Genomic DNA, 21,173 nt, shown 5'->3' on the forward strand with positions numbered 1-21,173 from the left:
CGGTTACATTCCGAACCCGGAAGCTAAGCCTCACAGCGCCGATGGTACTGCAGGGGGGACCCTGTGGGAGAGTAGGACGCCGCCGAACAATCTTTGAAAGAAAGGGCTCCAGCCTCACGGCTGGGGCCCTTTCTGCATTTCCGGAACGGAACTGGTCCCGGCCGCGGTATCAGTCGGAGAGGCCGAGGAGGGCCAGGTAAGGAGCGAGGTCGGCGGCGTTCCGGGTGACGAGTCCGAGGTAGCCGTCGGGGCGGATCAGGTACAGGGTCGGGTGGTCGGTGGCGGGGCCGTAGGCGTCGTGGCGGAGGGCGCGGACGCCTGCGGGGACGGCGGGGGGTTCGGTGGCGGTGGTGACGAGGGTGGCGTGAGTGCCGCGCAGGACGTCGAACAGGCGGGTGCCGTCGGGGAGGTGGGCGTCGGGGGCGCGGTCGCCGGCCTGGAGGGCGTCCTCGGGGACGGCCTCGCGGTGGTCGACGCTGAGCGGGCCGCCGCGGTAGCCGACGGCGAGCTGGTCGGTGTCCTTGCCGCGCCGGGCGCGTCGGCGGTCGGTGCCGGGCTGACCGGCGAGCGGGCCGGCCCGGTGGATCGAGGTGCTGATGTCGAGGACGTCGGCGGCGACGGGCAGCCGTTCGGCCTGGTAGCTGTCGAGTAGGAGTTCGGCGTCGGCGCCGTGCCGCAGGAGGTGGGCGAGCTTCCAGCCGAGGTTGTACGCGTCCTGGACGCTGGTGTTGAGCCCCTGGCCGCCGGCGGGGGAGTGGACGTGCGCGGCGTCGCCGGCGAGCAGGACCCGGCCGGTCCGGAAGCGTTCGGCGAGTGCGGCCCGGGGCCGGAAGTCGGAGGCCCAGCGGATCTCGGTGACGGCGTCCGGGCCGAGGTGGGTGCGGGCGGCGACCACGGCCCGGATGCCGTCCGGGCTGGTGTCGGGTTCGCCGTCCTCGTACTGGGCGTACAGCTGGAAGTCGTCGGTGCCGGGCATCGGGCACAGGGCGAGGGGGCCGCCGGGGGCCTGCGGGAAGACGTGCCAGTGCTCCCGGTCGAGCCCGGTGAGCCGGAGGTCCGCGACGAGGGAGGGCCGGGGGTCGACGGTCTCGCCGGTCATCGGGATGCCCAGGGTCCGGCGGACGGTCGACCGTCCGCCGTCCGCGGCCACCAGGTAGCGGGCGGTGACGGTGCCGATTCCGGTGATCTCGGCGGTCACGCCGGTGTCGTCCTGGGTGAAGCCGGTCAGCTCGGCGCCGAACCGCACGTCGCCGCCGAGTTCCCGGAGCCGGTCGTACAGGATCTCCTGGGTGCGCCACTGCGGGACCATCCAGGTCTCGGGGTGCGGCACCTGCTCGGTCGCGGTGGCGGTCGGGGTCAGGGCGAACGGTTCCCCGGGCCGTCCGTCGGTCCAGGGCAGCATCGCGGGGTAGCGCCGGCCCGCGGCCCGGATCTCGGCGAGCACGCCGAGGTCTTCGAATATCTCCAGGGTCCGGGGTTGCAGTCCCTTGCCCCGGGAGCCGGGGAACAGCGCGGGGGCCCGCTCGACCAGCAGGGCCGGGACGCCCCGGCGGGCGAGTTCGCAGGCGAGCGTGAGGCCGGTCGGGCCGGCGCCGGTGATCAGGACGTCCGGGTGCATCGAGCTCTCCTTAACGGTGTTAAGTTGGGGCGGTTCCGAGCCTGTCCTTAACGGTGTTAAGTTGTCAAGCGTCGAGAACCCGGAAGGCAGGCCATGGCACCGAAACTGGATCGCGCGCAGGTGGTCGACACCGCCCTGCGGCTGCTCGACGAGGTCGGCCTGGAGGGCCTGACCCTGCGCCGGATCGCCACCGAACTCGACTGCAAGGCACCGGCGTTGTACTGGCACTTCGCCAACAAGCAGGCGCTGCTGGACGAACTCGCCACCGAGATGATCCGGCGCATGGTCGCGGCCGGCGAGCCGCCCGCCGCCGAGACCCCGTGGCAGCGGCAACTCGCCCTGACCTGCCGCACCCTGCGCCGCACGCTGCTGGCCCACCGGGACGGCGCCAAGGTGTTCAGCGGCACCCGGCTGACCGACTTCGGGCACACCGACCGCTTCGAGGGACAGCTCGGGTCCTTCGTCCGGGCCGGGTTCACCCTCTCCGAGGCGGTCGAGGCGTACTTCACCGCGTACACCTTCACCGTCGGCTTCGTGATCGAGGAACAGGCCGTGCACCCGATGCCGGGGGAGCGGACGCCCGGCTACGACCCGGCCGACCGCGCCGAGCGGATCGGGCCGGACCGGCCGCTGTCCGCCGCCGCCGGCGCGGACCTGTTCACCGACTACGAGCGCCGCTTCGAGCGCGGCCTCGCCATCGTCACGGCCGGCATCGAGGTGCTGCACGCCGAGCAGCCGCGCTGAGCCGGGGCCCCGGCGCCGGGCCCCGGCACCGGCGTCCGCCGCCGTCCCGGACTCCCCGCTGAACGCGGGGCGGAGAACGTAGGCTCGCCGGTATGCAGACTTCTGAGAACACGTCAGGCGAGGGCCGGGTCGAGCGGGTCGAGGTGCTGACGGAGGGGCAGGCCGGGGCGGTGCGCGAGCTGCTCGCGGCGGCGGCCGGGGCGGACGGGCGGGAGGCGGTCTCGGAGGCCGGCCGGCTGCGGATCAGGCCGGACAGTCCGCGCGAGGGCGTGCGGCACCTGGTGCAGTCGGCCGGCGGGGCGGTGGTCGGCTACGCGCAGGTCGAGGGCGAGCGGCCGGGGACGGTGGAGCTGACGGTGGCCCCGGCCGAGCGCGGCCGGGGCCTGGGCGGCGAGCTGGTGCGCGAGGTGCTGGCCGGGGCCGGCGGCGGGCTGGACTTCTGGGCGCACGGCGGCCTGCCGGCCGCCCGGCACCTGGCCGAGGCGCACGGGGCGGTGCTGGTGCGCGAGCTGCGGCAGATGCGGCGCACCGCGGCGGCCCCGGACGCGGTGCCGCTGCCCGCGGGCGTCGAGCTGCGGACCTTCGAGCCGGGCCGGGACGAGGCGGCCTGGCTGGCGCTGAACGCGCTGGCGTTCGCGCACCACCCGGAGCAGGGCGCGTGGACGGAGCGCGACCTGGCGGAGCGGATCGCCGAGCCGTGGTTCGACCCGAAGGGCTTCTTCCTGGCGGAGCGGGACGGCCGGCTGGTGGGCTTCCACTGGACGAAGACCCAGCCGGACGGGCCGGGCGAGGTGTACGTCGTGGGGGTGGATCCGGCGGAGCAGGGTAATGGCCTGGGGAGGGCGTTGACGGCGGTGGGTCTGCGGCACCTGATCCTGGAGCGCGGCCTGCCGACGGTGATGCTGTACGTGGACGCGGACAACGCGGCGGCTGTCCGGGTGTACGAGCGGCTCGGGTTCGACGTCCACGAGGTCGACCTGATGTACCGGTGGGAGCCGTCCGGTCCGCGCTGAGCTGGGCGGACGCGGACGGGAGGGAGGAACCGCCGGCGGCCACGGGGGCGACCGACTCAGCTTTCCTCCTGGCCATGCGGTGTTTACCGTGGATTCAATCGGCGCCGCGAAGATCACAGAATGTCGTCCGTATTGCCGCGTCCGCGTCACCGCTCCACCCCCCGCCCGTCCGGGCGGGTTCCGGCGTCCCCGGGCGGGTGGACGTGGGTCGACGAGGACGAGCAGCCTGCGGAGTCATGCCCTTCGCCCCACCGGGGCCGCGTCCTGCAGGAGGAGCTGGAACCCATGAGCATCCCCCGCCCCGTCTCCGACTCGGCCGATCCGGCCGAGCGCAGCAGTGAGCAGAAGCCGGCCGTGCGGTCGGGTGTGAGGTCCGGCGCTGGTGCCGGTGGCGGCAGAGCCGCCGCCGGCAAGGACACCGGCGGCAGGGAGTCCGGCAAGGACGCCAAGGACGCGAAGGACGCCAAGGAGGCGAAGCCGCGCCCGGCGTCGGCGCGCGGCAGGACCAGGGCGGCCGGTGCCAAGGCGGTGGAGGCCAAGGCCCCGGCCGAGGCGTCCCCCGCGGTGCCGGCGGAGCCGGTGCGGGCCGCGACGGCGCTGCCCACGGCGCTGCCCACGGTGGTCTCGGCGGCCTTCCCGGCGGGCACCGCAAGCACCGCGAACGCCGCGGCCGACGGGCGGGGCCCGGAGGAGGCGGAACTGCCGCAGGGCCGGTTCCTGGACCGCGAGCGCAGCTGGCTGGCGTTCAACGAGCGGGTGCTGGAGCTCGCGGAGGACCCGAACATCCCGCTGCTGGAGCGGGCCAAGTTCCTGGCGATCTTCGCGTCCAACCTGGACGAGTTCTTCATGGTGCGGGTGGCCGGCCTCAAGCGCCGGATCGCCACCGGCGTGGCGCAGCGCTCGGCGTCGGGGCACCAGCCGCGCGAGGTGCTGGACCTGATCTGGCGCCGTTCGCGCGAGCTGATGGCGCGTCACGCGGCGACCTTCCAGCAGGAGGTGCTGCCGGACCTGGCGGCCGAGGGCATCGAGCTGGTGCGCTGGCCGGACCTGGCGGAGGCCGAGCAGGCCCGGCTGCACACGCTGTTCCGGCAGCAGATCTTCCCCGTGCTGACGCCGCTGGCGGTCGACCCGGCGCACCCGTTCCCGTACATATCGGGGCTGTCGCTGAACCTGGCGGTGGTGGTGCGCAACCCGGTGTCGGGGCACAAGCACTTCGCCCGGGTGAAGGTGCCGCAGTCGCTGTCCCGCTTCCTGGAGGCGTCGCCGCAGCGGTACGTGCCGCTGGAGGACGTGATGGGGGCGCACCTGGAGGAGCTGTTCCCGGGGATGGAGGTGCTCGCCCACCACGCGTTCCGGGTCACCCGCAACGAGGACCTGGAGGTGGAGGAGGACGACACCGAGAACATCCTGAAGGCGCTGGAGAAGGAGCTGATGCGGCGCCGGTTCGGGCCGCCGGTGCGCCTGGAGGTCGAGGAGTCGATCGACCCGTACATCCTGGACCTGCTGGTGCGGGAGCTGAACATCACCGAGGCGGAGGTCTTCCCGCTGCCCGGGCCGCTGGACCTGACCGGGCTGTTCGGGATCGCCGACCTGGACCGGCCGGAGCTGCGGTACCCGAAGTTCGTGGCGGGCACGGCGCGCGGGCTGACCGACGTGGAGTCGGCGACGCTGCCGGACATCTTCGGGGCGATGCGCGAGCGGGACGTGCTGCTGCACCACCCGTACGACTCGTTCTCCACCTCGGTGCAGGCGTTCCTGGAGCAGGCCGCGGCCGACCCGCACGTGCTGGCGATCAAGCAGACGCTGTACCGGACCTCCGGCGACTCGCCGATCGTGGACGCGCTGATCGACGCGGCGGAGTCCGGCAAGCAGGTGCTGGTGCTGGTGGAGATCAAGGCGCGCTTCGACGAGCAGGCGAACATCAAGTGGGCCCGGAAGCTGGAGGAGTCCGGCTGCCACGTGGTGTACGGCCTGGTCGGGCTGAAGACGCACTGCAAGCTGTCGCTGGTGGTCCGCCAGGAGGGCGACACGCTGCGCCGGTACTCGCACGTCGGCACCGGCAACTACCACCCGAAGACGGCCCGGCTGTACGAGGACCTGGGCCTGCTGACGGCGGACCCGCAGGTCGGCGCGGACCTGTCGGACCTGTTCAACCGGCTGTCGGGGTACTCGCGGCGCGAGTCGTACCGGCGGCTGCTGACCGCGCCGCGCGGGCTGCGCGACGGCCTGGTGGCGCGGATCAACGGGGAGATCGCGCACCACCGGGCCGGGCGGCCGGCCTTCGTCCGGATCAAGGTCAACTCGATCGTCGACGAGGTGGTGATCGACGCGCTGTACCGGGCCTCGCAGGCCGGGGTGCCGGTGGACGTGTGGGTGCGCGGCATCTGCGCGATCCGGCCGGGCGTGCCGGGGCTGAGCGAGAACGTCCGGGTGCGGTCGATACTCGGGCGGTTCCTGGAGCACTCGCGGGTGTTCGTGTTCGGCAACGGCGGCGACCCGGAGGTGTGGATCGGCAGCGCCGACATGATGCACCGCAACCTGGACCGCCGGATCGAGGCGCTGGTGCGGGTCACCGACCCGGCGCACCGGGCCGAGCTGAACGGGCTGCTGGACCTGGGCGTCTCCGAGGAGACCGACTCCTGGCACCTGGGCGCCGACGGCACCTGGACCCGGCACGCGCAGGACGCCGAGGGGCGGCCGCTGCGCCACGTCCAGGACCTGCTGATCGACTCGCGCCGCCGCAACCGCGGCTCCGCCGCCGCGCGCTGAGCGGCACCCCGCCCGCGCCGGGAGCGTCCCGGCGCGGGCGGACTGCACGCCCCGGGGCACGCCCGGGGACCCCCGGGGCAGGCCCGGGGAGGGAATCGGGGAGAGCCACAGCCATGACCGATGCGCCGACGACGGCCCCGGTGGCGCGCGCCGCGACCGCCGGGGAGGTCCTTGCCGGCTACCTGACCGCCCAGGCGGGCGCGTTCCTGCGCGCCCTGCCGCAGGCGGTCGGCGAGGCGGGGTCCAGACCGGCGGCGCTGCCGGCGTCGGCGCAGGCGGCGGCGGACCTGCTGCGGGCGGTGCGCCGGATCGGCGGGGCGCTGCACACCTTCGCGGCGGCGTTCGAGGCGCAGTGGGCGCGGGAGTCGCGCACCGAGCTGCGCTGGCTGCTCGACCTGCTGGACCAGGAGCCGGGCTACCAGCGGCGGGCGACCCGGTTGCTGGAGGCGCTGGACTCGCTGGCCGACACCTCCCCGGAGGGGGCGGGCATGCTGGCCGGGCACGCGGGCGCGCCCAAGGCCCGGGCGCTGCTGGAGCGGCAGCTGACGCTGGCCCGGAGCCGGGCGCACACCGCGCTGCTGCAGGAACTGCGCTCGGCCCGGCTGCACGCGCTGGCGGACCGGATGACGCTGCTGGCCGGGGAGGTGCCGCTGGTGGCCCAGGCGGCCGCGGAGCCGGCGGCGGCGCTGCTGCCGGCGACCGGGGCGGCGCTGGCGGCGCTGCTGGGGGCGGGCGAGCGGCTGCCGTGGCAGCGGGCGGCACGGGCGTACGGCGGGGCGGGGCTGCACCGGCTGGGGCCGGTGCGGGAGGCGGCGCCGGGCGCGGTGCCGGCGGCGCGGGCCCCGGCGGACGCGGACGCGGCGCTGGCGGCGGACGACGCGCCGTGGCTGCGGGCCCGGGTCCTGGTGAAGCGGGCCAGGTACGCGCTGGAGGTGTGCGGGGCGCCGGGCGAGGGGCTGGCGGAGCTGGACGGGGTGCTGGCGCGCCACCAGGAGGCGTCGGACGCGGCGGCGACGGTGGCGACGGCGGCGCGCACGCCGCGGATCACCCCGGCGACGGCGTACGTGCTGGGGGTGGTGCACGCCGACCAGCGTTTGGAGGTGGAGTCGGCCCGGTACGCTTTCGGGCGCCAGTGGCCGGGGGTGGCGCCCGGGCTGGTCGGTCCGGTGGCGGTGCCGTCGGACTGAGTCCCCGTTCCCCCGCCCCCCGTTCCCCCGCCCGGATGGACCGCGTGCCGCAGATGCCCGACCGCCCCTCGGCGCCCGACCGTGCCCCGGCCCGGTCGGGCGGCTCCCGCACCGACCGCCGTCCGGCGGCGGGTCCCCGTTCGACGGTGCTGGCGGCGGGGGCGGTGCTCTGGGTGCCGGGGCCGCCGAAGAAGGGCGGCAAGGGGCGCAAGAAGCCGCGGATCGCACTGGTGCACCGGCCGAAGTACGACGACTGGAGCCTGCCGAAGGGGAAGCTGGAGCCGGGGGAGGGCTGGCTGGCGGCGGCGCTGCGCGAGGTGCGGGAGGAGACCGGGATGCGCTGCGTGCTGGGGCCGGAGCTGCCGGCCCAGCACTACCTGGTGCAGGGCCGGCCGAAGGAGGTCCGGTACTGGTCGGCGGTGCCGGCGGGCGGCTCGTTCCGGCCCAACCGGGAGGTGGACCGGCTGGAGTGGCTGCCGCCGCGGCGGGCCCGGGAGCGGCTGACGCACCCGCGCGACCGGGTGCTGGTGGACGCGCTGCTGGAGCTGCTGCTCGGCTGAGCGGGGCCGCGGCCGTCCGGACGGTCCGTCCGGGCCGCCCGGGTGATCCGGCCGCGCCCCCGCCGTGACGAAACCGTTACTACCTGCCGCAGTTTCCTGACGTCCCTTCGAGGTTCACTCCCCGTTCATGTGTGACCGGCTGACGCGTCACCTGTCCTGCCTAACTTCTGGGTTACCGGAGGGCCGAAAGGGCCCCGGACCACAGCAAAACCGGTCGTTCCGAGACCGGCATTGCCTCAGAAAGGGACACCCAGTGAACCTGCGGAACGGCCGCTCCAAGGCCCTCGCCATCGGTGCCGTCGCGCTCGTCTCCACGCTGTCGCTCTCGGCGTGCGGTACGGACGACAACACCTCGAACACCACCTCGGGCGCCTCCTCGTCCGCCGGTGGCTCGACGGCGGCCGCGGCCAAGATCGCCTGTGCCGACAAGGGCGGCCAGCTGCTGGCCGCGGGTTCGACCGCGCAGACCCCGGCCATCGACGTCTGGAAGGCCGCCTACAGCGCCGCCTGCTCCAGCGCCACCCTGACCTACGGCGGCGGCGGTTCCGGTGCCGGTGTGACCCAGTTCAACCAGGGCAAGATCGCCTTCGCGGGCTCCGACTCCGCCCTGAAGCCGGCCGAGGTCGACGCCTCGAAGCAGGTCTGCGCCGGCGGCCAGGCGATCGACCTGCCGATGGTCGGCGGCCTGATCTCGATCGTCTACAACGTGGACGGCGCCGACAAGCTGGTCCTGGACGGCCCGACCCTGGCGAAGATCTTCGACTCGCAGATCACCAAGTGGAACGACCCGGCGATCGCCGCCCTGAACCCGGGCGTCACCCTGCCGGACGCCGCGATCCAGGCGATCCACCGCTCGGACGACTCCGGCACCACCGCCAACCTGACCGGCTACCTGGCCAAGGCCGGCGGCGGCGCCTGGAAGTACCCGGCTGCCAAGACCTGGGCGGGCCAGGGCGGCCAGTCCGCGAACGGCTCCGCCGGTGTCGCGGCCCAGGTGAAGCAGGTCAAGAACTCGATCTCCTACGTCGAGCTCTCCTACGCCCAGACCAACAAGCTGACCAGCGCGCTGATCAACACCGGCGCCTCCAAGCCGGTCGAGGCCACCGCCGCCAACGCCGCCGCCACCCTGGCCGCCGCCAAGGTCGTCGGCACCGGTGCCGACCTGGCGCTGGACATCGACTACGCGACCAAGGCCGAGGGCAACTACCCGCTGACCCTGGTCACCTACGAGATCGTCTGCGACAAGGGCAACAAGGCCGACAGCCTGCCGATCCTGAAGTCCTTCCTGAACTACACCGTCAGCGACGGCGGCCAGCAGGCCATCGGCGCGGTCGGCTACGTGCCGCTGCCGGCCGAGCTCGCCGCCAAGGTCAAGACCCAGATCGACGCCCTGGCCTGAGCCTGAGCACAGCGACGACCCGGCCGGGCGGCCCCCCGAAGGAGGGGGGAGGGGCCGTCCGGCCGGGGCCCTCGTCGGCACGCACCACGCACCACCACCACGAGAACGTCCGGGGCACCGCCGCCATGGTGCCGCCCTCCGCGGGGCAGCGCCGCCAGACCGGAGTAAACGACCATGACTTCTGCACCCCCCGCCGACGCGCGGGGACGGACTCGACGGAGCCGGGGCGACAGCCGCCGCGGTGACAGCGTGTTCTTCAACCTCTCCCGGGGCTCGGGCATCCTGCTGCTGGTCATCATGGCCGCCATCGCAGGCTTCCTCGCCTACCGCTCGGCCCTCGCGCTGGGCAAGAACGAGGGCAACTTCCTCACCACCTTCGAGTGGACCCCGGACGCCGCGAAGCCGGTCTTCGGCATCGCCGTCCTCACCTTCGGCACCCTGGTCAGCGCGCTGATCGCGATGGCCGTCGCGGTCCCGGTCTCGGTCGGCATCGCGCTGTTCATCTCGCACTACGCGCCGCGCCGGATCGCCCAGCCGTTCGCCTACCTGGTGGACCTGCTGGCCGCCGTCCCGTCCATCGTCTACGGCCTGTGGGGCGTGCTGTTCCTGGTCCCGCACATGGACGGCCTGACCAGCTGGATGGATCAGTACCTGGGCTGGACGTACCTCTTCGGGCAGTCCATCGCGGGCGTCCCGCCGCGCAACCTGTTCACCGTCGGCATCCTGCTGGCGATCATGGTGCTGCCGATCATCACCGCGGTCACCCGCGAGGTGTTCCGGCAGGTCCCGCGGATGCACGAGGAGGCGGCGCTCGCGCTCGGCGCGACCCGCTGGGAGATGGTCCGCACCGCGGTGCTGCCGTTCGGCCGCCCCGGCATCATCTCCGCGTCGATGCTCGGCCTGGGCCGCGCGCTCGGCGAGACCATCGCGGTCGCCACCGTGCTCTCCACCAACAGCCAGCTGTCGCTGCACCTGCTCGACCCGGGCGGCGGCACCTTCGCGCAGAACATCGCGCTCAAGTTCAACGAGGCCCAGCCGCTGGGCCGGGACGCCCTGATGGCCTCCGGCCTGGTGCTGTTCGTCATCACCCTGCTGGTGAACGGCGCGGCCCGCATGATCATCGCCCGTCGCAAGGAGTACTCGGGGGCCGCCGCGTGAGCGCGATTTCGACCGTCACCGACGCCGCCCCGCAGCTCAGCCGCCGGCTGACCGCGGCCCGGCTGCCCCGCTGGGCGCCGGCCGGCGTCGCCGCCGCCTCGATCGCGGTCGGCTGCGGCCTCGGCGCCGTCGCCGGGCTGAAGAGCCACATCCAGTGGGGCCTGATCTCCGCCCTGCTGTTCCTGCTGGTCAGCTACGCCGTCTCGGCCTCGGTCGAGGGCCGCCGCCAGGCCAGGGACCGGTTCGCCACCTCGCTGATCTGGGTCTCCTTCATCTGCGCCGTGGTCCCGCTGGTCGCGCTGACGTTCTACACCGTCCAGCAGGGCATCGGCGCGATCGACGGCAACTTCCTCACCCACTCGATGAAGGGCGTCGTCGCCACCCTCAGCCCGGACGGCGGCATCTACCACGCCATCATCGGCACCGTCGAGCAGGTCCTGCTGGCGACCCTGATCGCCGCGCCGATCGGCCTGCTCACCGCCGTCTACCTGGTGGAGTACGGCCGCGGCCGGCTCGCCAAGGCGGTCACCTTCTTCGTCGACGTCATGACCGGCATCCCGTCGGTCGTCGCCGGCCTGTTCATCCTCTCGCTCTGGAACATCCTGCTGGGCTTCGAGTACTCCGGATTCTCGGGCAGCCTCGCGCTGGCGATCCTGATGATGCCGGTCGTGGTCCGCTCCACCGAGGAGATGCTCAAGCTCGTCCCGAACGAGCTGCGCGAAGCCTCGTACGCGCTCGGTGTGCCGCGCTGGAAGACCATCCTGCGGATCGTCCTCCCCACCGCCGTGGGCGGGATCACCACCGGTGTGATGCTGGCGGTCGCCCGCATCACCGGTGAGACCGCCCCCGTGATGATGCTGGTGTTCGGCGCCGACTTCATCAACAGCGACCCGTTCCACGGTCCGCAGCAGTCGCTGCCGCTCTACATCTGGCAGCAGTACTCGCAGATCAACAACGACTACGGCTACCAACGCGCCTGGGGCGCGGCCCTGGTGCTGATCGCCTTCGTGATGGGTCTCAACCTCGTCGCCCGGGGCATCGCGCGCTGGCGCTCGCCCAAGGGCGGGCACTGACACCGACTGACGTACGAACAGACGAGAGAAGACGAAAGACCATGGCCAAGCGCATCGACGTCAGCGGACTGTCCGCCTACTACGGCTCCACCCGCGCCATCGAGGACATCTCGATGACCATCGAGCCCCGCTCGGTGACCGCCTTCATCGGCCCCTCGGGCTGCGGCAAGTCCACCTTCCTGCGCACCCTCAACCGGATGCACGAGGTGATCCCCGGCGCCCGGGTCGAGGGCAAGGTGATGCTGGACGACGAGAACCTGTACGGCGCCAACGTCGACCCGGTCGCCGTCCGCCGCTCGGTCGGCATGGTGTTCCAGCGCCCCAACCCGTTCCCCACCATGTCGATCTACGACAACGTGGTGGCCGGCCTCAAGCTGGCCGGGGTGAAGAAGAAGTCCGTGCTGGACGGCGTGGTGGAGAAGTCCCTGCGCGGCGCCAACCTGTGGAACGAGGTCAAGGACCGCCTCAACAAGCCCGGCGCGGGCCTGTCCGGCGGCCAGCAGCAGCGCCTGTGCATCGCCCGGGCGATCGCGGTCGAGCCGGAGGTGCTGCTGATGGACGAGCCCTGCTCGGCCCTCGACCCGATCTCCACCCTCGCCATCGAGGACCTGATCGGCGAGCTGAAGTCGCAGTTCACCATCGTGATCGTGACCCACAACATGCAGCAGGCGGCCCGCGTCTCGGACCGCACCGCCTTCTTCAACCTGGCCGGCGTCGGCCAGCCCGGCAAGCTGGTCGAGCTGGACGACACCCAGCGGATCTTCTCCAACCCGTCGGTCCAGGCCACCGAGGACTACATCTCCGGCCGCTTCGGCTGACCGGCCCCGCGCGCCGTCCGCGCGAGGCCGCACGAACTGCTCCGCGGCGCTGCATGGCGGTGCCGCCGCGGAGCCAGCAGGAAGGGCCCGCCCCCCCGTGCTGTGGGGGCGGGCCCTCTCCGTCCGCGGCCGGCTACGACGCGGTGGGGGTCACAGGACCAGCAGGTTCACGACCCCGTACATCGCGGCGGCCACGATCGCCGCCGCCGGCATGGTGATGAACCAGCCCATCACGATGTTCTTCGCCACCCCCCAGCGGACCGCGCGGACCCGTTTGGTGGCGCCCACGCCCATGATCGCCGAGGTGATCACGTGGGTGGTGGAGATCGGCGCCGCGTAGACGAACGAGGTGACGTACATGACCGCGGAGGCGGTGGCCTCGGCGGCGAAGCCCTGCGGCGGGTCCAGCTCGATGATCTTCCGGCCGAGGGTGCGCATGATCCGCCAGCCGCCCGCGTAGGTGCCCAGCGAGAGCATCGTGGCGCAGGAGAGCTTCACCCAGATCGGGATGCCGTTGCCGGACTGGTGGCCGGAGATGGTCAGCGCCATCACCACGATGCCCATGGTCTTCTGGGCGTCCTGCAGGCCGTGCGCCAGCGCCATCGCCGCCGCCGAGGCGGTCTGCGCCACCCGGAAGTTGCGCTTGGCCTTGTGCGGGTTGGCCTTCCGGAAGATCCACAGGATCGCCAGCATCACCAGGAAGCCGCCGATCAGGCCGACGACCGGCGAGACGATCATCGGGACGATGATCTTGTCGATCACGCCGTGCCAGACCACCCCGATGCCGCCGGCCAGCGCCGCGCCCACCATGCCGCCGAACAGCGCGTGCGAGGAGGAGGACGGCAGGCCGAAGTACCAGGTGACCAGGTTCCAGGTGATCGCCCCGACCAGGGCCGAGAACAGGATCGCCATGCCCTTGCTGCCGGTCGGGGTCTCGATGATCCCCTCGGAGACGGTCTTCGCCACCCCGCTGCCGAGGAAGGCGCCCGCCAGGTTCATCACCGCGGCCATCGCCAGTGCCGCCCGGGGGGTCAGCGCCCGGGTGGAGACCGAGGTGGCGATCGCGTTGGCGGAGTCGTGGAAGCCGTTCGTGTACGTGAAGAAGAAAGCGACGCCGATGACGACGATCAGTGCTGCCATGTCCACGGAGGTCAGGACTCCTTGACGGCGATGGTCTCCACCGTGTTGGCCACGTGCTCGAACGCGTCGGCGGCCTCTTCGAGGACGTCCACGACCTGCTTGAGCTTCAGCACCTCGATCGCCTCGTACTGGCCGGAGAACAGGTGGGCCAGCAGCTTGCGGTGGATCTGGTCCGCCTGGTTCTCCAGCCGGTTGACCTCGATCCAGTACTCGGTGAGGTTCGACATCGACCGCAGGTTGGGCATCGCCTCCGCGGTCAGCTCGGCCGCTCGGGCCAGCACCTCGATCTGCTGCTCGATGCCCTTCGGGAGGGTCTCGATGTCGTACAGCACGACCAGGTCGACGGCCTCCTCCATGAAGTCCATGATGTCGTCGAGCGAGGAGGCCAGGTTGTAGATGTCCTCCCGGTCGAACGGGGTGATGAACGAGGAGTTCAACTGGTGGAAGATCGCATGGGTGGTGTCGTCCCCGGCGTGCTCGGCGGCGCGCATGCGCTCGACGATCTCCGCGCGGGCTGACACGTCCGAGCCCAGTAGTTCCAGCAGGAGCTTCGATCCGACGACGAGGTTCTCCGCGGCGGCGGCGAACATGTCGTAGAAGCTCGTCTCCTTCGGGGTCAGGCTAAAACGCACGGAAATCTCCGATGTGCGGGGTCGGTACTTGACGATGCTAGGCGCACGCGCCCCGCTCATGGGCACGGGGTTGCCGACGCGCGCCCTAAGTGTGTCCCACGACACGCCGGTTTGCTCCCGCTCTGCAGGGGGATCTCTGTGCTGACGCCCGGACGGCGGAACACCCGGACGGTGCCGCGTGTTGGAGGATGGGGTACCTCCCGGCCGAAGACCGGGGGCGGGCCGAGCACCGAGACCAAGAGGGCGGATCGGATGACCACCATCGACACCCCGAGCACCGACGACGCCCCGGCGGCCTGCCACCCCGCGCCCGGCGGCCCGCACGGGTACAGCGGCGAGAAGGAGGCGCACCTCAAGCGGCTGCGCCGGATCGAGGGTCAGATCCGCGGCCTCCAGCGCATGGTCGACGAGGACGTCTACTGCATCGACATCCTCACCCAGGTGTCCGCCTCCACCAAGGCGCTGCAGTCCTTCGCGCTCTCCCTGCTGGAGGAGCACCTGCGGCACTGCGTGGCCGCCGCGGCCGCCGCGGAGGACGGCGGCGAGGAGCTGAACGCCAAGGTCGCCGAGGCCAGCGCGGCCATCGCCCGGCTGCTGCGCACCTGAGCGGGGCCGCCACGGCCTCCGCTGCGGGCTGACGACCGGTCAACGGCCCCGTTCCGGCGTCCGCTGCTGCGGCGCCCGCGGTTCCGGGGCCCTCGGCTCCGACCGGTCCGGTCCGCCGCGGGGGGCCAGCAGCACCTCGTCGATCTGCTCGGCGGCCAGCCGTTCCGCGCGGCTGGCCGAAGCGGCGATCATCAGCTCACCGGTCAGGTCGATCTCGTCCAGTGCGGTTCTGTCGTGGCCGCCGGTGCCGTTCTCCCCGGATGCCATGGCCTCCACCCCTTCCGCGCCCCGTCCGCCGCACTGCTCCGCCCGCCCCGTACCAGCGTAGGGAGCCGCGGGCCGGGCCACATGGCACGGACGGGCCATCTCTGCCGCCCGAAACGGGTGGGCCCGGGCGGCGGCCGGTCACTTCGGCGAGGGGCTGGCCTGCATCGAGTAGATGTCCCCGGCGGCGGGCTCGGCGGCCTCCACCGGCTTGCCGAAGTCGGCCAGCGACAGCGTGGAGACCACCTTGACCTGGTCCTTGGCCGCGGTGGAGCCGGCCACCCCGGCGAAGGTGAAGTTCTCCACCACCTTGTGCAGCCGGCCCTGGCCGTCCAGCCAGACCTCGTACGGGACCTCCTTCACCGTGAAGGTCTGGGCGGCCATCCGCAGGCCGTCCGCCCCGCGGCCGCCGGTCGCGTCGGCGGCCTTCGCCAGGTCCAGGGTGCCCCGGTAGTGCTTGAGCTCCCCGCCGTCCGCCGCCTCGGTGCCGACCAGCTCGGCGCTCTGCGCGCCGCGCAGCGCGCCCGCCGCGGTGGCCGGGTCGGTGGCGCCGGAGCTCACCAGGTTGCCGTCCGGGAGCTGGCGCACGTCCAGCCTGACCCACTTGCCCTCGGGGATCTTCGCGCCGCTGTTCTGCAGGTACACCGTGCCGGGCAGCACCACCTCGGTGATCTTCCCGGTGGTGGCGGCGCCGGGCGGCACGTCGATCTCCAGCCGGCCGATCCGCTTCACGTAGTCGTAGCCGCCGGTGCCGCTGAACACCGCCTTCTTGTCGGCGGACTCGGTGGTCAGCTCGGTGGTCGCGGTCACCGAGCCGGTGCGGCCGGTGATGTCGGCGGCCGAGCGGACCGCCGTCAGCGGATCGGCGGAGAGCCGGTCGGCGGAGCCCGACCGGTCCTGGCCGCCGCCGCTACAGGCCGACAGCACCGTGACGAGCAGGGCCGCGGCCGCGGCGCGGTTGAGCTTCTTCACTTCTTCGACAACCCCCTCGGGCCCCGGATGACCCGGCAAGCAACCGCCCCGGATGGGCAGAGCGCTTGCCAGGCAAACGAGTTGGGGCGCGGAAGGTTACGCCGGCGTTCACCGGTCGGACGGGAGGCCGGGCCGCCCGGGCGGGATACCGTGAAGGACGTGGCAGATCAGCGCCCCGGAGCGCCCGACGGGACGACGCGGACCGACCACCCGGACGGACACCGGGTGGAGGTGACGGAACGCGGCTCGTTCAGCTTCGCCCACTGCGCCTGCGGCTGGTTCGCCCCCGGGCGGCGCTCCCGGGACAAGTCCCGGCGCGACGCCGCGGAGCACCTCGCGGACCCGGACGGCGGCGGCTGAGGGCCCGGCCGGGCGAGACGGGCAGGCGGACGGACGCGGGCCGGTGCGGGGTCAGGCGGCGAGGTCGGACTCGGACCCGCGCTCCGGCTCGGGGCTCCGGTCCCGCCCGGCCCGGCGGCCGGAACGGCGGGCGGCGGGCGCGGCCTGCCGGCGGCGGCCGGAGTCCGCGGCGGCGGCGCGGGCCACCACCAGCGGGCGCAGCGCGCCGCGGGACAGCGCGTGGCACAGCGGCACCAGCACCGCCATCGCGAGCGGGGCCAGCAGCAGCACCACGGCGGTGGCCAGCGCGTAGCCGCCGAGCACGTCGGTCGGGTAGTGCACGCCGACGAACAGCCGGCAGAAGCCCTGCAGCAGGGCCAGCGCCCCGGCCGCCAGGCCGAGCCGGCGGTTGACCAGGAACAGCGCGACCGCGACGCCCATCGACATCGCCGAGTGGTCGCTGACGAAGGAGAGGGTGTCCTCCTTGCCGGGCACCAGCACGTCCAGCTCGGGGTGGGTGACGAACGGGCGGGGCCGGTCGACGAGCTGCGAGATCGGCAGGTTGGCCAGCTCGGAGACGGCCACGGCGAGCGGCGCCCACAGCACGCCGGCCACCGCGACCGGGGCGTCCGGGCGGCGGCGGGCGCTCAGCCAGGCGACCAGGCCGATCGCGGCCAGGCCGAACAGGATGCCGTACTCGGCCGTCCAGGCGACCAGCGAGTCCAGCCAGCCCGGGGCGTCCGCGGCCAGGCCGTTGACGGCCTTGAGCAGGCCGAGGTCGGGGTCGCCCGAACCGGCTCCGGCGTCGGCGAGCAGCGTCGGCACGCCGCACCTCCCTGTCCGCTCTCCGCAGTGGTCCCAGATCGTGGTGCTTCCGGGTGCGGACGACCGGTAGCCTCCTCAGTCAACGCGATCAAGGCCGCCGCGGTTTCCCCCCAAACGCACCGTTACCCAAACTTGACTCACCGTCCACCGCGCATGCACATGCCGATGCCGGTCAGCTCGCGGCGCCCGGCCCGCCGCCCCTGGTGATGGTGCCGTCGTTCGGGTTCCGGTCGGGCAGCGCGGCGGCGCCGTCCGGGGTGACCCGGGTCGCCCCGATGTAGTCCTTCTGCGCGATGGTGTCGTAGCGGACCTTGGCCCCGGTGTGCGGCGCGTCGATCATGTAGCCGCCGCCGACGTAGAGGCCCACGTGGTGGATGGTGCGCGGGTCCTCCAGGTCGTTGGCGAAGAACACCAGGTCGCCGGGGCGGAGTTGGTCCCGGGACGGGTGCGGCCCGGCGTACCACTGGTCGTTCGCCACCCGGGGCAGCTCGATCCCGACGGCGCGGAACGCCGCCTGCGTCAGGCCCGAGCAGTCGAACCGGCCGTCCTCCCAGCTCTGCCCGGTGCCGCCCCACAGGTAGTCGGTGCCCAGCTTGCCCTGCGCGAACCAGATCGCGCCCGCCGCCTCCTTGGACAGCGCCAGCTGCACGCCCGGGTCGGCCGGGGCGGTGAAGGACCTCGCCAGCGCCTGGATGCTGCGGACGTAGCCCTGGGTCTCCTTGTACGGCGGGACGCCCCGGTACTGGGAGACCGCGCCGGGGCCCGCGTTGTAGGCCGCCAGCATGTTCGCCTGCCGGTCACCGGGGACGTTGGAGACCTGCTTGGCCAGCAGACAGTCGTAGCTGGCGGCGGAGGCGATCGCGTCGAGCGGGTTCCAGACGTCCCGCTTGCCGTCGCCGTCGCCGTCGACGCTGAAGGCGTCCCAGCTGCCCGGCATGAACTGGGCCATGCCGGAGGCCCCGACCGGGCTCTTCGCCGACGGGTCGAAGCCGCTCTCCTGGTAGAGCTGGGCGGCCAGCATCGGCGCCGAGATCTCCGGGCAGAGCGCGCCCCACCGCTGGATCTGCGGCCGGTACGCGGCCGGCACCGTCCCGCCGGACAGCCCGAGGGACGCGGAGGAGCGCTCCGGCACCCCACTGGCCGCGTACGTCCCGAGGGTCACCACACCCACGAAACCGATCGCGAGCACCACCGTCGCGGCACCCGCCAGCCGAGCCTTCCGGAGCACCATCCCAGCACCATCCCGACGGAACGTCAGCGGCCATGTCCTGTTACGCAATTGCCCGGTGCAATCATCACAGATACCAGGGGCGGGCAGTATCCTCGAACCACCGGACATCCTGGCGGAACGTCCGGGCCAGCCACGGTCAATCCGCGAGAAGCAGCCAAGTCGACGTCATATCTGGCCAAGAACAGGCCCTGCCCCTTCGCTCGGCCGTGGTCCGGGGCCTTGAATTTTCCTGATCGGGCGGTGAGATGGGATGGACCTGAACGTGGACAGCACAGTGATCCGGTACCTGGCGGAGGACCCGCCCAAGAAGGCCGACATCGACACCATCATCGGCGGGATCGCCCCGGACTGGGGCCCGTTCGCCACCCTCGGCTCCTCGGCCCGGGTCATGGTCCAGGTCGTGATGGCGGTGGCGATCCTGGTCTGCCTCGCCATCGCCATCTGGGGCGCGGCCAAGCAGCGGATCGGCGCCACCGCGATGCGCGACACCTTCAGCGCCGAACAGGGCAAGGGGCTGATCGTCGCGGGCCTGACCGGCGTGTTCATCATCGGTTCGCTCGGCACCCTGTTCACCATTGTGTACGGCATGGCCATCTGACGAGCGGACAACTCCCCTCCGACCAGCGCTGATCCGGTCCGCCGCACCCCGGCCCCCGCACTTCCCCGCCGAGCAACCCGTCACGCCGCCGCGCGCCCCGCGCGGCGGCGCCCCACCAGGAGGGCCCCGTGCCGTTGTCCGACGACCAGCCGCACACCCGTACGCGGCTACCGGTCGCCGAACAGACCGCCCCCGCGACCGGCCGTCAGGCCCGGCCGCTGCGCACCCTCCTGACCGTCCTCGCCGTCGTCACCCTGCTGGTGGTCGCCGTCGCCGTCGCCAACCGGGACAAGCCCCCGGTCGGCCGCACCGGCACCGGCACCTCCGGCGACCGCGCCCCCGGGGCCGCCGCCTCCCCCGACCGCACCGCCGCCAGCGGACAGCAGCCGGTCACCACCACCTCCAACGGCGTCGGCACCGGCTACCCGCACACCGACCAGGGCGCGCAGTCCGCCGCCGCCAACTACGCGGTCGCCCTGGGCTCCACCGACATGTTCCGCACCGACAGCCGCAGCACCGTCCTGGCCACCATCGCCGACCCCACCGCGGTCCAGTCCCTCCAGGCCCGCCTCGACCAGGCGTTCACGCCGGAGACGAACGCGCGCTACGGGCTGGACGCGCAGGGCCGCCCGCCCAAGGGGCAGACCTTCGTCAACCGGGTCGTCCCGGTCGGCACCCGCACCACCAACGGGGCCGACACCGCCACCCGGGTCGACGTCTGGTGCACCGGCCTGTACGGCCTGACCGGCGAGGGCTCCGTCATCCCGGTCACCCAGGACTGGTACACCCTGACCGTCACCATGCGCTGGACCGGCAGCGACTGGAAGCTCACCGACTACTCCCGCGCCGCGGGCCCCGCCCCCCTGCCGGGCGACCAGCAGGCGGCCACCGCGAAAGAGATCGCCGATGCCGTCCAGCAGTTCGGAGGGTTCCGCTATGCCCGCTGACGCGTCCAGACTGCGCTTCCTGCGCCGGGCCGGGACGCTCGGCGCCGCGCTGAGCGTCCTCCAACTCACCGTGCTGCTGGCCCTGCAGGGGGTCGCGGCCGCCGATCCGACACCGAGTCCGAGCGGCTCCAAGTGCGCGGGCAACGACGCGACCGTCCTCGGCGCCGACAAGCTGTGCGCCCCGCCCGGGGCCACCGTGATCCCCGGGACGGGCGCCGTCTCCGGCGTCACCGATCCGCTGGGGTCGCTGGCGAAGGGCTGCGCGCAGGCGGCGGCCTGGGTGGTGCGGCAGTTGTCGGGGGCGATCGACGGGACGACGAAGGTCGACTTCACCAACGCGGCGTTCCTGCAGCAGTACGCGGTGGTGTTCGCCGTCTCGACGGTGATCACGCTGGTGCTGTGGCTGCTGGCGGTGACCAAGCGGGCGGTGCGCGGCGCGGCGCTGGGGCAGGCGTTCGCGGAGGCGGTCGGGTTCCTGTGGCTGACGGTGATCGCCTCGGCGTTCACGCCGCTGATCCTGTACACGGTGGTGACCGTCACCGACGGGCTGACGGACGCGATCTCGGCGGGCACGAAGTCGGACACGGGCACCTACCTGGGCGGGTTCGCGGACACCCTGGAGAAGGGGAGCATCGGCGGCGGCCCGCTGATCCTGATCCTGGTGTCGCTGGTGGCGGTGCTGGCCGCGGCGGTGCTCTGGGTGGAGCTGGTGATCCGGGCGGCGATGCTGTACGTGGGCGCGCTGCTGGGGACGGCGGTGTACGCGGGCCTGGTGGACAAGCAGATGTGGAAGCACGTGCGCCGGTGGGCGGCGATGATGCTGGCGGTGGACCTGGCGAAGCCGATCGTGGTGATCATCCTGGGGCTGGCGGGCGCGGTGGCGACCGGTGCGGGGGCGGACGACGACTTCGGCCGGGTGCTGGCGGGGCTGGCGATCCTGTTCCTGTCGATCTTCGCGAGCGCGGCGGTGTACCGGTTCGTGCCGGGCTTCGGCGACGAGCTGATGGCGATGCGGCGGGCCCGGGCGAGCGCCGTGCAGGCCGGCAGCGCGATGATCAACGGCCCGGCGAACTTCGTGAAGCAGGGCATCTCCACGCACGGTTCGCGCGGCGGCGCGGAGGGCGGGGGCGGCGGTTCCGGCTCCCCGGCCGGCGGTGGCGGGGCGGGCGCGGGCATCGCGGCGCACGCCTCCCGGCCCGCGAACCCGCCGCGCCCGGCGGCGCCGCCCGCGCAGGCCCAGGTCCAGGCTCCGGTCAACAACCCGAAGGGAGGGTGACGGG

At 73.0% G+C, this 21,173-nt stretch carries 21 protein-coding genes and 1 rRNA gene; 15 read left to right on the forward strand and 7 right to left on the reverse strand.

The genetic code is table 11. The features are described 5' to 3' along the window. Positions 1 to 88, forward strand: a 5S ribosomal RNA gene (rrf, locus tag ACIQVD_RS03960); the annotation flags it as partial. An 81-nt stretch (positions 89 to 169) separates the two neighbouring features. On the opposite strand, the gene ACIQVD_RS03965 is transcribed toward rrf, so the two are convergent. Then, positions 170 to 1,618, reverse strand: a complete 1,449-nt coding sequence (locus tag ACIQVD_RS03965; protein WP_402285878.1) for an FAD-dependent monooxygenase — start codon at positions 1,616 to 1,618, stop codon at positions 170 to 172. Positions 1,619 to 1,711: 93 nt separating this feature from the next. Between ACIQVD_RS03965 and ACIQVD_RS03970 the strand changes: the two genes are divergently transcribed. The 9 genes from ACIQVD_RS03970 (at position 1,712) to pstB (ending at position 12,339) form a co-directional block, all read left to right on the forward strand. Next, on the forward strand, positions 1,712 to 2,362 hold the full coding sequence (locus ACIQVD_RS03970; RefSeq protein ID WP_400682618.1) for a TetR/AcrR family transcriptional regulator C-terminal domain-containing protein: 651 nt from the start codon (positions 1,712 to 1,714) through the stop codon (positions 2,360 to 2,362). Positions 2,363 to 2,454: 92 nt separating this feature from the next. Next, positions 2,455 to 3,375, forward strand: a complete 921-nt coding sequence (gene mshD, locus ACIQVD_RS03975; protein WP_402285881.1) for a mycothiol synthase — start codon at positions 2,455 to 2,457, stop codon at positions 3,373 to 3,375. Between the two features lie 285 nt (positions 3,376 to 3,660). After that, entirely contained in the window at positions 3,661 to 6,144 is a 2,484-nt protein-coding gene (locus ACIQVD_RS03980) for an RNA degradosome polyphosphate kinase (RefSeq protein ID WP_402285883.1), read from the forward strand. Between the two features lie 113 nt (positions 6,145 to 6,257). Next, the gene (locus ACIQVD_RS03985) at positions 6,258 to 7,331 is read left to right on the forward strand and encodes a CHAD domain-containing protein (RefSeq protein ID WP_400682611.1); all 1,074 of its coding nucleotides are present in this window, start codon (positions 6,258 to 6,260) and stop codon (positions 7,329 to 7,331) included. A gap of 53 nt (positions 7,332 to 7,384) precedes the next feature. Beyond that, a complete protein-coding gene (locus tag ACIQVD_RS03990; protein WP_111554863.1) occupies positions 7,385 to 7,891 on the forward strand; it encodes an NUDIX hydrolase in 507 nt (168 codons plus the stop codon). Between the two features lie 253 nt (positions 7,892 to 8,144). Then, on the forward strand, positions 8,145 to 9,290 hold the full coding sequence (gene pstS / locus ACIQVD_RS03995) for a phosphate ABC transporter substrate-binding protein PstS (protein WP_400682609.1): 1,146 nt from the start codon (positions 8,145 to 8,147) through the stop codon (positions 9,288 to 9,290). A 174-nt stretch (positions 9,291 to 9,464) separates the two neighbouring features. Next, the gene (pstC, locus tag ACIQVD_RS04000) at positions 9,465 to 10,448 is read left to right on the forward strand and encodes a phosphate ABC transporter permease subunit PstC (protein ID WP_400682606.1); all 984 of its coding nucleotides are present in this window, start codon (positions 9,465 to 9,467) and stop codon (positions 10,446 to 10,448) included. After that, the gene (gene pstA, locus ACIQVD_RS04005) at positions 10,445 to 11,521 is read left to right on the forward strand and encodes a phosphate ABC transporter permease PstA (RefSeq protein WP_400682604.1); all 1,077 of its coding nucleotides are present in this window, start codon (positions 10,445 to 10,447) and stop codon (positions 11,519 to 11,521) included. The genes pstC and pstA overlap by 4 nt, the downstream gene beginning before the upstream one ends. 41 nt (positions 11,522 to 11,562) lie before the next feature. Next, entirely contained in the window at positions 11,563 to 12,339 is a 777-nt protein-coding gene (pstB, locus tag ACIQVD_RS04010; RefSeq protein WP_111554838.1) for a phosphate ABC transporter ATP-binding protein PstB, read from the forward strand. Between the two features lie 150 nt (positions 12,340 to 12,489). Here pstB and ACIQVD_RS04015 read toward each other — a convergent pair whose 3' ends face one another. Continuing rightward, positions 12,490 to 13,485 (reverse strand): anion permease, encoded by a 996-nt coding sequence (locus ACIQVD_RS04015; RefSeq protein WP_402285888.1) that lies wholly within the window; start codon positions 13,483 to 13,485, stop codon positions 12,490 to 12,492. Between the two features lie 5 nt (positions 13,486 to 13,490). Further along, complete coding sequence (locus ACIQVD_RS04020; RefSeq protein ID WP_014137429.1) at positions 13,491 to 14,111, reverse strand: DUF47 domain-containing protein; 621 nt, start codon at positions 14,109 to 14,111, stop codon at positions 13,491 to 13,493. A gap of 252 nt (positions 14,112 to 14,363) precedes the next feature. On the opposite strand from ACIQVD_RS04020, the gene ACIQVD_RS04025 reads away from it, so the two are divergent. Further along, positions 14,364 to 14,717, forward strand: a complete 354-nt coding sequence (locus ACIQVD_RS04025; RefSeq protein WP_400682597.1) for a metal-sensitive transcriptional regulator — start codon at positions 14,364 to 14,366, stop codon at positions 14,715 to 14,717. A 39-nt stretch (positions 14,718 to 14,756) separates the two neighbouring features. Here ACIQVD_RS04025 and ACIQVD_RS04030 read toward each other — a convergent pair whose 3' ends face one another. Together ACIQVD_RS04030 and ACIQVD_RS04035 are read right to left on the reverse strand one after the other, a co-directional pair. After that, positions 14,757 to 14,984, reverse strand: coding sequence for a hypothetical protein (locus ACIQVD_RS04030; RefSeq protein ID WP_100836860.1), 228 nt, complete (start codon positions 14,982 to 14,984; stop codon positions 14,757 to 14,759). Between the two features lie 138 nt (positions 14,985 to 15,122). Further along, positions 15,123 to 15,953 (reverse strand): hypothetical protein, encoded by an 831-nt coding sequence (locus ACIQVD_RS04035; protein ID WP_400682593.1) that lies wholly within the window; start codon positions 15,951 to 15,953, stop codon positions 15,123 to 15,125. A gap of 159 nt (positions 15,954 to 16,112) precedes the next feature. Here ACIQVD_RS04035 and ACIQVD_RS04040 point away from each other — a divergent pair, with 159 nt between their 5' ends. Next, positions 16,113 to 16,313 carry a hypothetical protein gene (locus ACIQVD_RS04040; RefSeq protein ID WP_400682591.1) on the forward strand — a complete coding sequence of 67 codons (201 nt, stop codon included), beginning with the start codon at positions 16,113 to 16,115 and terminating at the stop codon, positions 16,311 to 16,313. A 51-nt stretch (positions 16,314 to 16,364) separates the two neighbouring features. Here the strand turns inward: ACIQVD_RS04040 and ACIQVD_RS04045 are convergent, their stop codons facing one another. Further along, on the reverse strand, positions 16,365 to 17,117 hold the full coding sequence (locus tag ACIQVD_RS04045) for a phosphatase PAP2 family protein (protein WP_400682588.1): 753 nt from the start codon (positions 17,115 to 17,117) through the stop codon (positions 16,365 to 16,367). A gap of 172 nt (positions 17,118 to 17,289) precedes the next feature. Then, complete coding sequence (locus ACIQVD_RS04050; RefSeq protein ID WP_402285892.1) at positions 17,290 to 18,348, reverse strand: NlpC/P60 family protein; 1,059 nt, start codon at positions 18,346 to 18,348, stop codon at positions 17,290 to 17,292. A 250-nt stretch (positions 18,349 to 18,598) separates the two neighbouring features. Between ACIQVD_RS04050 and ACIQVD_RS04055 the strand changes: the two genes are divergently transcribed. From ACIQVD_RS04055 to ACIQVD_RS04065, 3 genes are all read left to right on the forward strand, one after another. Beyond that, complete coding sequence (locus ACIQVD_RS04055) at positions 18,599 to 18,946, forward strand: hypothetical protein (protein ID WP_014137435.1); 348 nt, start codon at positions 18,599 to 18,601, stop codon at positions 18,944 to 18,946. Positions 18,947 to 19,074: 128 nt separating this feature from the next. Then, complete coding sequence (locus tag ACIQVD_RS04060) at positions 19,075 to 19,893, forward strand: hypothetical protein (protein WP_402285894.1); 819 nt, start codon at positions 19,075 to 19,077, stop codon at positions 19,891 to 19,893. Then, positions 19,883 to 21,169, forward strand: coding sequence for a hypothetical protein (locus tag ACIQVD_RS04065; protein ID WP_402285896.1), 1,287 nt, complete (start codon positions 19,883 to 19,885; stop codon positions 21,167 to 21,169). The genes ACIQVD_RS04060 and ACIQVD_RS04065 overlap by 11 nt, the downstream gene beginning before the upstream one ends. Positions 21,170 to 21,173 lie beyond the last annotated feature (4 nt).

It is taken from the genome of Kitasatospora sp. NPDC090308 (genome assembly GCF_044769485.1).
In the GTDB taxonomy this organism is placed as follows: Bacteria; Actinomycetota; Actinomycetes; order Streptomycetales; family Streptomycetaceae; genus Kitasatospora; species Kitasatospora fiedleri.

Bases quoted from the DNA above. Each gene is read 5' to 3' on its own strand.
- ACIQVD_RS04025 (WP_400682597.1), top strand. From the start codon at position 14,364: ATGACCACCATCGACACCCCGAGCACCGACGACGCCCCGGCGGCCTGC.
- ACIQVD_RS04050 (WP_402285892.1), bottom strand. From the start codon at position 18,348: ATGGTGCTCCGGAAGGCTCGGCTGGCGGGTGCCGCGACGGTGGTGCTC.
- ACIQVD_RS03980 (WP_402285883.1), top strand. From the start codon at position 3,661: ATGAGCATCCCCCGCCCCGTCTCCGACTCGGCCGATCCGGCCGAGCGC.
- ACIQVD_RS03965 (WP_402285878.1), bottom strand. From the start codon at position 1,618: ATGCACCCGGACGTCCTGATCACCGGCGCCGGCCCGACCGGCCTCACG.
- ACIQVD_RS04065 (WP_402285896.1), top strand. From the start codon at position 19,883: ATGCCCGCTGACGCGTCCAGACTGCGCTTCCTGCGCCGGGCCGGGACG.
- pstC (WP_400682606.1), top strand. From the start codon at position 9,465: ATGACTTCTGCACCCCCCGCCGACGCGCGGGGACGGACTCGACGGAGC.
- ACIQVD_RS04055 (WP_014137435.1), top strand. From the start codon at position 18,599: ATGGACCTGAACGTGGACAGCACAGTGATCCGGTACCTGGCGGAGGAC.
- ACIQVD_RS03990 (WP_111554863.1), top strand. From the start codon at position 7,385: ATGCCCGACCGCCCCTCGGCGCCCGACCGTGCCCCGGCCCGGTCGGGC.
- ACIQVD_RS03970 (WP_400682618.1), top strand. From the start codon at position 1,712: ATGGCACCGAAACTGGATCGCGCGCAGGTGGTCGACACCGCCCTGCGG.
- pstB (WP_111554838.1), top strand. From the start codon at position 11,563: ATGGCCAAGCGCATCGACGTCAGCGGACTGTCCGCCTACTACGGCTCC.
- mshD (WP_402285881.1), top strand. From the start codon at position 2,455: ATGCAGACTTCTGAGAACACGTCAGGCGAGGGCCGGGTCGAGCGGGTC.
- ACIQVD_RS04030 (WP_100836860.1), bottom strand. From the start codon at position 14,984: ATGGCATCCGGGGAGAACGGCACCGGCGGCCACGACAGAACCGCACTG.
- ACIQVD_RS03985 (WP_400682611.1), top strand. From the start codon at position 6,258: ATGACCGATGCGCCGACGACGGCCCCGGTGGCGCGCGCCGCGACCGCC.